Below are 7,941 nucleotides of genomic sequence, written 5' to 3' on the forward strand. Positions count from 1 at the left end.
CGCGAATCGCTCTCGCGCTTGACGGCAATCACGTAGCAGTCGCGCTGTTGCGGCGTATTGCAGAGGGAATAGGCGCGCACCAGACCGTCTTGCAAATGCAGGCGCAGGTGCGCGCCCGGCGTCCAGGGCGGCAACGCGGCACCCTCTTGCGCCACCAGTTCAAAGAGACGAATCCCTTCGGCCGCGTGGCGCACTGCCCTCACCCGCAAACGCAGTGTGGTGGCGGCATTGCCGTTGAAGCGATCGGTGACGGCGATCATCGCCCACCTCGGATGGCATTGCCGGAAAGGGAATCGATCAGGGGAAATGTTGCGAAAAACGGCAACGCAGAATGAGAGGGCGCTCGGGCAATGTGCATGGTCTCGTGTCCTGTCAAAAGAGAGGGACCATCGGAAGGCTCCGATGGCGTCACGAGCAATGCCCCGCGAGAAGGTAAGTGTCTTGGTTACCGACTGCTAGCCGCTTCTACTCAATCGCTTCTTTAGCAAACGGCGTGCCAAGGCCGGCAGCGCCGTAAACCCATGTGTTCTTTCCGAGATTCAATGAAAAAGGGACGGAGAATTCCGCCCCTTTGCCTGCGCGCTGCACATCTTGGTGCGCCCTGCCTTGATCTGCATCAGAAGCGCACCAACAAGAAGCTCGCCGAATTATTGCATCAGCATCAGGCCACGCCATGCTGCTTGAAGAAGGCCACGACCTTGCTCCACGCATCCTTGGCGTCCGCCTCCACATAGCTGGGACGGTAGTCGGCGTTGAAGGCATGGCCCGAATTCATGTACACATGGAATTCGGATTTGTTGCCCGCCTTCTGCAGGGCTTCCTTCATCTGCTCCACGGTGGAAACCGGGATGCCCTGGTCCTTGCCGCCGTAGAGGCCGATGACCGGCGTCTTCAGCGTGGGCGCGATATCGATGGGCTGCTGCGGGAACAGCGCAGTCTTGTCGCCCACCAGGCGGCCATACCAGGCGGCTCCGGCCTTGACCTGGGGGTTGTGGGCGCTGTAGAGCCACACGATGCGGCCGCCCCAGCAGAAGCCATTGATGCCCAGGCGCTTGATGTCGCCACCGTTCTCGCCGGCCCATTTTACGTAGGCATCGATGTCGCCCATCACCTGCGCATCGGGCACCTTGGAAATGATTTCCTTCTGCAGCTCGGCAATGGAGGTGTAGGCCATGGGATTGCCCTGGCGCACGAAGAAGTCCGGTGCGATGGCCAGGTAGCCCAGCTTGGCGAAACGGCGCGCGATGTCGGCGATGTGCTCATGCACGCCGAAGATCTCGGAGACCACGATGATGACCGGCAGGCCGGTCTTGCCCTCGGGCTGGGCGCGATAGGCCGGCACGCGCTGGCCGTTGACCTCGATGGATACCTCGCCTGCGGTCAGGCCCTGGGTATCGGTCTTGATCATGGTCTGCGCGCACACCGGCAGCACGGCGGCGGCAAAGCCGGTGCCCAGGGCGGTCTTGAGGAAGGTGCGGCGATCAGCGTTGCCGGACAGGTTGCTCTGGCCCAGCAGGCTGTTGAGATCATTGCGAAGGTCGTTCATCGGGTTCTCCATCTTGGTGGCACTTGGCCTCGTTGTGGTGGAAGTGATGGTGATGCGGGGGAGCGCCAACATGAAAAAGCGGTCCTTGCAGACCGCTTTCATGGCACCGGACAAGCTGGTTTTTTTCGCACGCCGGCTTCATCCCCTGCCGGAGTCTAACCGCAATCGGCAGAACGTGTTGAGCGCGGCTTGACCAGGTTTTGACCCTGCTTCAGCCCTGCACCGCCAGTGCCGCATTGGCGCCCGGCAGCTCCGGCGCACCGGGCGTGACGTCGATGACGCGCTCAGCCGAAGCCGGTTGTGCATAAGTTGCAGAAGTGGACGAAGTCACACGCGCCTGTGCTGCATCGATGCGGAACACGCTCACCAGTTGCTGCAACCCGGCTGCCTGTTCCTGCAGCTGGCGGGCAGCGGCCGCTGCCTGTTCGACCAGGGCGGCGTTCTGCTGGGTCATGTCGTCGATCTGGATGATGGCCTCGTTGACCTGCTCGATGCCGCTGCTCTGCTCGCGGTTGGCGTGGGTGATCTCGGTCATCACGTCGGTGACGCGGCGGATGCTGGTGACGATCTCGGTCATGGTGCTGCCGGCCTGCTCGACCAGCTTGCTGCCGTTTTCCACCTTGCCTACCGAGTCGCCGATGAGCACCTTGATTTCCTTGGCGGCCGAGGCCGAGCGCTGCGCCAGCGAACGCACTTCGGACGCCACCACCGCAAAGCCGCGCCCCTGCTCGCCGGCCCGGGCCGCTTCCACGGCGGCGTTGAGTGCCAGGATATTGGTCTGGAACGCGATGCCGTCAATCACGCCGATGATGTCGACGATCTTCTTCGACGAGGCATTGATGGCCCCCATCGTCTCCACCACCTGCGAGACCACGGCTCCTCCGCGCTGCGCCACCGCCGACGCGGTACTGGCCAGTTGACTGGCCAGCAGGGCGTTGCTGGCATTCTGCTTGACGGTGGAGGTGATCTCTTCCATCGAGGACGCGGTTTCTTCCAGCGAACTGGCTTGCTGCTCGGTGCGGTTGGACAGATCCAGCGTACCGGCCGCGATCTCGGTGGCTGAATGGTCGATGCGATGGGCACCGTCGCGCACATCGGTGACGATGATTTGCAGGCCGGTCTGCATGCTCCGCAGGGCCTCCAGCAATGCGCCGGTTTCGCCCCTGACGTGGTGGCTGATCTCGGCCGTGAGGTCGCCCTGCGCCACCCGGCGCGCCACACTGGCGGCATGCGCGAGCGGATCCCGGATAGCCTTGTAGACCAGCATGAGCGTACAGGCCAGCACCACCACCGCCACCCCCATCAGGGCGTAGAAGATCCGCGCCATGGTGGCCGAATGCGCCCTGGCCGCTTCCACCTGGGCCAGGGTGCGGGCGTCCAGCATGGCGAAGAACTGGTCTACCGGGCGCATGATCCTGGCCTTGTTCACGTGGTAGGCATGGTCGTGCATGAGTTCGCGTGCACGGACCAGGTCGGGTTCGCCGCGCCGGGTGAAGTTGCCTTGTGCGTCTTCGTAGAGGCCCTTGACCATGTTCATGGCCATCGTTTCGGTCTTGACCAGGGCATCCGAATTGGCCTTGGCTTCGCTGAGCTTGGCCAGTTCGGCGTCGGTGAAGCCGGCCTCGCGCATCAGCGCGATCAGGGCGACGCTGCGCGAGCTGTCCGGGCGCGGCGGCTTGCCGTCGGCGGCGACGAAGTCCCAGTAGATGCGGCCGTAGTTTTCCGGACGGGGTTTCTTGCCGTCGCGGATGTCGAGGATCGCCTGGTACTGTTTTTCATAGGCGGCGTCAGCCGTGATGACGTAGGTGCGTGCCAGGCGGGTCAGGTCGTCCGAACTCTGGCGCAATTCGGTGGCCAGCTGGAACGAGGCGTAGCGGCTCTCGTTGGCGGCATTGAGCGTGGCGTCGCTGCGTTCCAGCGCCAGCGCGACCAGCGCGATGGCCAGCATGAGCGCACTGATGACGCCGGTAAGCAGGATGAAGATCTGGCGGATGGTAAAACGGCCTATGAATGAGACGTTCATGAAAACCCCGTTGGAAAGAGTGGATGCAATCGGAACGGTTCAGCCGCCTGCGCTCCGAATTGAGCTACTTCAAATCACTTGACCCATTCAAAAATCATTAAATATGATATTTTATTGAATCAAATTGCGAAATTTAGTTTATTGAGGGAATTCAATATTTCAATGTAATTTGATGAAGAGCTTGGTTTTTTTCCGGGATCAAATGAAGCGGTGCGATGCGATCCTTGCACGTGGCGCATGGCCCGATCGGGGCAGGGTGTGTATATTGGACCGCGTACCTGTGCAGAAATAACAACCATCACAGATCAAGATCCCGGGCAGGTTGCGCCGGGAATGGGGGGAAGTGAGATGCGCAAAGTCACCATCATGAGGGCGGCCTGGTTCGCCTTGCTTGCCTGTTTGCAGCCGTGGACGATGCAGCCGGCCCAGGCCGAGGAAGTCCGCCAGGTGACGCTGGGCCTGAGCGCCTGGCTCACGCAGCCGATCGTGCAGAGTGCCTGGCACGGTGCGGAGCTGGCGGTGGAGGATGCCAATACCCTGGCCGCCAGGAAGAAATCTTCATGGCGTTTTCGCCTGCTGGCCCAGGATGACCAGGGGTCGGCCAATTTCGGCGTGAATGTCGCCCGTTATTTCATCAAGGAAAAAGTCGCGGGGGTCATCGGGCCCTGGAGCAGCGATGCGGCCATGGCCACGGCCGAACTGTACGAGGCCGCCCGCATCCCGCAGATCGGCTTTACGGCCGGCACCAGCCAGTGGACCAGCCAGGGCAATCGCATGCCATTCCGGGTCGTGGGCGGAACCGCCGAGGTCGGCCTGACGATGGCAGAGGTGATCACCACCGACCTGAAGGGCAAGCGGGTCTTTGTCGTCCACAATGACTCGGCCTACAGCAATGCCCTCACCGATGAACTGACCGCGCGCCTGGTCAACCGGCCGGGACTGACCGCCACCCGCTATCTGGTCGGCCGGCGCACGACTGACTTCAATGCCACCATCAAGGCGGCCAATCAGTATCAGGCGGATGTGATCGTGTTCCTCGCGCTGTTTCCGCAGGCAGCGGCGTTCGTTGAGGAAGTGCGGCGCTCCGGATCGGAGGCCAAGGTGTTGCTGGTGGGCGGGGCCAGCAGCCTGTCCTTCGGCGAGGCGGCGCTGCCGCAGGCCTACGTGCTGGAATATGAACTGGCACGTGAGCAGTGTCCGCGCTGGAAGGCGTTCACCCAGGCCTATATGCGGCGCTACAACGCCGCCCCCAGTCCTTATTCCTACTATGCCTATGACGCGGCCAGCGTGTTGATCGCCGCCATCCAGCAGAGCGACTCGACCGATGGCGAAAAGATCGCGGCCAGCTTGCGCCAGCTACGCCATGCGGGACTGAGCGGACCGATCAGTTTTGCGGCCGGCGGTGCCAATGCGGCACCGCGCTTCCGGCTGTACCAGTATCGCAGCAGGGGGCAATGGCAGCAGGTGGGCGTGTTTCCGCGCGGGGCGGGGATCAACGAGAAATGCCAGTAAGAGGAACCTGCAAAGCAAAAGGCCCGTTCCCGGGGGGAACGAGCCTTTGGACTGACTGGCGTAATGAAACGAGGTCGGATCAGAAGGGAATATCGTCGTCCATGTCCGAAAAGTTCGGCGCCGGGCGCTGGGCCGGCTGCTGGCGCGGGGCACCACCGCCAGCTGCTGCACCACCGCCGGCGCTCTGGCGCGGAGCACCGCCGCCGTAGCTGCCGCCACCGCCGCCGCCACCACCGTAGCTGCTGCCTTCGTCCATGCCGCCACCGCCGCCCGCACCCTGGCGGCCGCCCAGCATCTGCATGGTGTCAGCGATAATTTCGGTGGTGTAGCGTTCGACGCCTTCCTTGTCCTGCCACTTGCGGGTCTGCAGGCGGCCTTCGACGTAGATCTGCGAACCCTTCTTCAGGTACTGGCCGGCGATTTCAGCGAGCTTGCGGTAGAAGGTGATGCGATGCCATTCGGTGAGCTCCTTCTTTTCGCCGGTGTTCTTGTCCTTCCAGCTTTCGGTCGTGGCGACGGCGATGTTGGTGACGGCTTCGCCGTTGGGCATGTAGCGGGTTTCCGGATCGCGCCCGAGATTGCCGACGATGATGACTTTGTTGACCGATGCCATTGTTTCTCCTGAATACGTTTAGGCTGTTGCACCCGCCGCCTGCGCAGCGCGGCGCGGCAGGTTTTTCATGTTAGCCGCGATTATAAGCCAGGTCAGCGTGAGGACGGCTGACAAGAGAAACACGGCGGAATTCCCCACATTTTGTTTGAGCCAGCCCCCCAAGGCGCCGCCGCAAGACAGCCCCAGCGCCTGCAAGGTGTTGTAGACGCCCAGCGCCGCGCCCTTGGCAGCCGGCGGCGCGATGCGCGACACCAGCGACGGCTGGGCCGCCTCCAGGATGTTGAAGGCGACGAAGAACAGGAACAGCAGCGCCACCAGCATCCACACCTGCGCCAGCGGATGCGACAGCACCGCCCAGAAACCCAGCTGCACCAGCAGCATCAGCCCGATGGCCCCGAGGAAGACCGGCTTCATGCGGCCATATTTCTCGGCCACGAAGATCGGCGGCAGCATCAGCACGAAGGACGCGAGCACCACCGGCAGGTAGATCTTCCAGTGCTCGCCCAGCGGGATGCCGGCCAGTTGCACCAGCGCCGCCGGCACCACCATGAACATGGCGACCTGGGTCAGGTGCAGGGTGAACACGCCAAAATTGAGTCGCAGCAACTCCGCATGGCGCAACACCTCGGACAGCGAGACGCGACGTGCCGCCACCATCGGTGCCGCCGGGACCACCCACACCACCACCGCGATGGCGATCAGCGACAGGATGCCCGTCAGGCCGAAGATGCCGCCCATGCCGATGGACTTGTAGAGCAGCGGGGAGGCCACCATCGACACCGCGAAGGTCACGCCGATGGAGGCACCGACCATGGCCATGGCCTTGGTGCGGTGTTCTTCCCGGGTGGAATCGGCGATGAAGGCCGTGATGGCCGCCGAAATCGCGCCCGAGCCCTGCAGCGCGCGTCCGATCAGCAGCCACAGCACGCTGTGGGCAGCGGCCGCCACGAAGGAACCCAGCGCAAACAGCAGCAGCCCGATGACGATGATGCGCTTGCGCCCGTAGCGGTCGGAAGCGATGCCGTAGGGAATCTGGCCAAACGCCTGCGCCAGGCCGTAAATGCCCAGGGCGATGCCGACCAGGGTGTCGCTGTCACCGCCGGGCAGGCTGTGGGCGTGCACTGCGAACACCGGCAGCACCAGGAACAGGCCCAGCATGCGCAGGGAAAAAATGGAGGCAAGAGAAACGCTGGCGCGCACCTCGGCGCGCGACATGCCGGATTTTTCAGGCTGTGCGGTGGAACGGGAGTGGTGGGACATACGGTTCGTGACTGGCGTTGGCGACTGCCCGGCCCTGCAAGTAAAACCCGGCCGGGGCAAAAGCCGTATGGTAACAGGATAGTCCGGCCGACCGGCAGCACCGCCCAGCCCCTGCACTCCCGGCCCGCAGGATTGAGGCACTTCCATGTCCTGGGTCAACTTCGGCGGACCCGCCGGCTGGTACCAACGGGATGGGAGTGTCGCGAAACTTCACAACATTCCTGACAAACCTGTCATGTTAGGCATACCTTATGCCAAAATAGCGCATTGCTCATTTTTTCTGCAGTGCTCATAACAGCCGCCCCTTCCTGAACGGAAGATTTCAGCCCGGCCATAAACTTCGCCAAGAAAAAGAAGGCAATCACGCGTAATGGGGGGGAGAACCCGGACGCAGAGGAAGGCGAACAGGTCAAGCGGTGTCCCGCATGCGGCGGCACGCTGGGGTCGTGCGCATCCTCGATGTCCTCCGGTTTTCAGTTTTTTTCCGTTTTTTTGTTTGTTGCGCTGGCGGCGCAGGCCGCTCGCATCCGTATATTCAGCATGTTCCTATTTGATTCGCTCAACGAAGGCAAGACGAGCACTTCCCGCTCTGCGCAACCGGTCTCTGCTGCCGGCGGGCAAGCCCTGCCCGCCCGTCTGGCCTGGCTGCTGCTGATCCTGGCCGGTGCCGCCTGGCTGCTGCCGGGCGTGTTCGGCCATGGTCCCTGGAAACAGGATGAGACCTATACCTTCGGCATGATCCATCACATGCTGGTCTCCGGCGAGTATCTGGTTCCCACCAATGCCGGCCAGCCCTTCATGGAAAAGCCGCCGCTGTACTACTGGACCGCCGCGTTGCTGGCCAAGCTGGCCTATCCGCTGCTGCCGTATCACGAGGGCGCGCGCCTGGCCAGCGTGTTCTACAACCTGGTCACGCTGGTGTTCGTGGCCAGGATTGCCAAGATGATGTGGGGCCAGCGCAGCCTGATGAGCCTGCCGGTACTGGCT

6 protein-coding genes and 1 pseudogene are annotated in these 7,941 nt (G+C 62.8%); 2 read left to right on the top strand and 5 right to left on the bottom strand.

The features are described from left to right. The 3 genes and pseudogenes from B3873_RS19575 to B3873_RS19585 all read right to left on the bottom strand — a co-directional run. Positions 1-260 (bottom strand): annotated as a pseudogene (locus B3873_RS19575) (oxidoreductase); the annotation flags it as partial. 401 nt (positions 261-661) lie between these two features. After that, a complete protein-coding gene (locus tag B3873_RS19580) occupies positions 662-1,546 on the bottom strand; it encodes a dienelactone hydrolase family protein (protein ID WP_286868418.1) in 885 nt (294 codons plus the stop codon). 211 nt (positions 1,547-1,757) lie between these two features. Beyond that, a complete protein-coding gene (locus B3873_RS19585) occupies positions 1,758-3,569 on the bottom strand; it encodes a methyl-accepting chemotaxis protein (protein WP_286868420.1) in 1,812 nt (603 codons plus the stop codon). 348 nt (positions 3,570-3,917) lie between these two features. Here B3873_RS19585 and B3873_RS19590 point away from each other — a divergent pair, with 348 nt between their 5' ends. Continuing rightward, a complete protein-coding gene (locus B3873_RS19590; protein WP_286868422.1) occupies positions 3,918-5,081 on the top strand; it encodes a branched-chain amino acid ABC transporter substrate-binding protein in 1,164 nt (387 codons plus the stop codon). Positions 5,082-5,160: 79 nt separating this feature from the next. Here the strand turns inward: B3873_RS19590 and ssb are convergent, their stop codons facing one another. Beyond that, positions 5,161-5,694, bottom strand: coding sequence for a single-stranded DNA-binding protein (gene ssb / locus B3873_RS19595; protein ID WP_286868424.1), 534 nt, complete (start codon positions 5,692-5,694; stop codon positions 5,161-5,163). Positions 5,695-5,712: 18 nt separating this feature from the next. Further along, entirely contained in the window at positions 5,713-6,954 is a 1,242-nt protein-coding gene (locus tag B3873_RS19600; RefSeq protein WP_084319844.1) for an MFS transporter, read from the bottom strand. A 540-nt stretch (positions 6,955-7,494) separates the two neighbouring features. Between B3873_RS19600 and B3873_RS19605 the strand changes: the two genes are divergently transcribed. Further along, the coding region (locus tag B3873_RS19605; protein ID WP_414651553.1) for an ArnT family glycosyltransferase at positions 7,495-7,941 on the top strand (447 nt) is incomplete at its 3' end.

The organism is Herbaspirillum sp. UBA812 (assembly GCF_002296545.1).
Classification (GTDB): domain Bacteria; phylum Pseudomonadota; class Gammaproteobacteria; order Burkholderiales; family Burkholderiaceae_D; genus Herbaspirillum; species Herbaspirillum huttiense.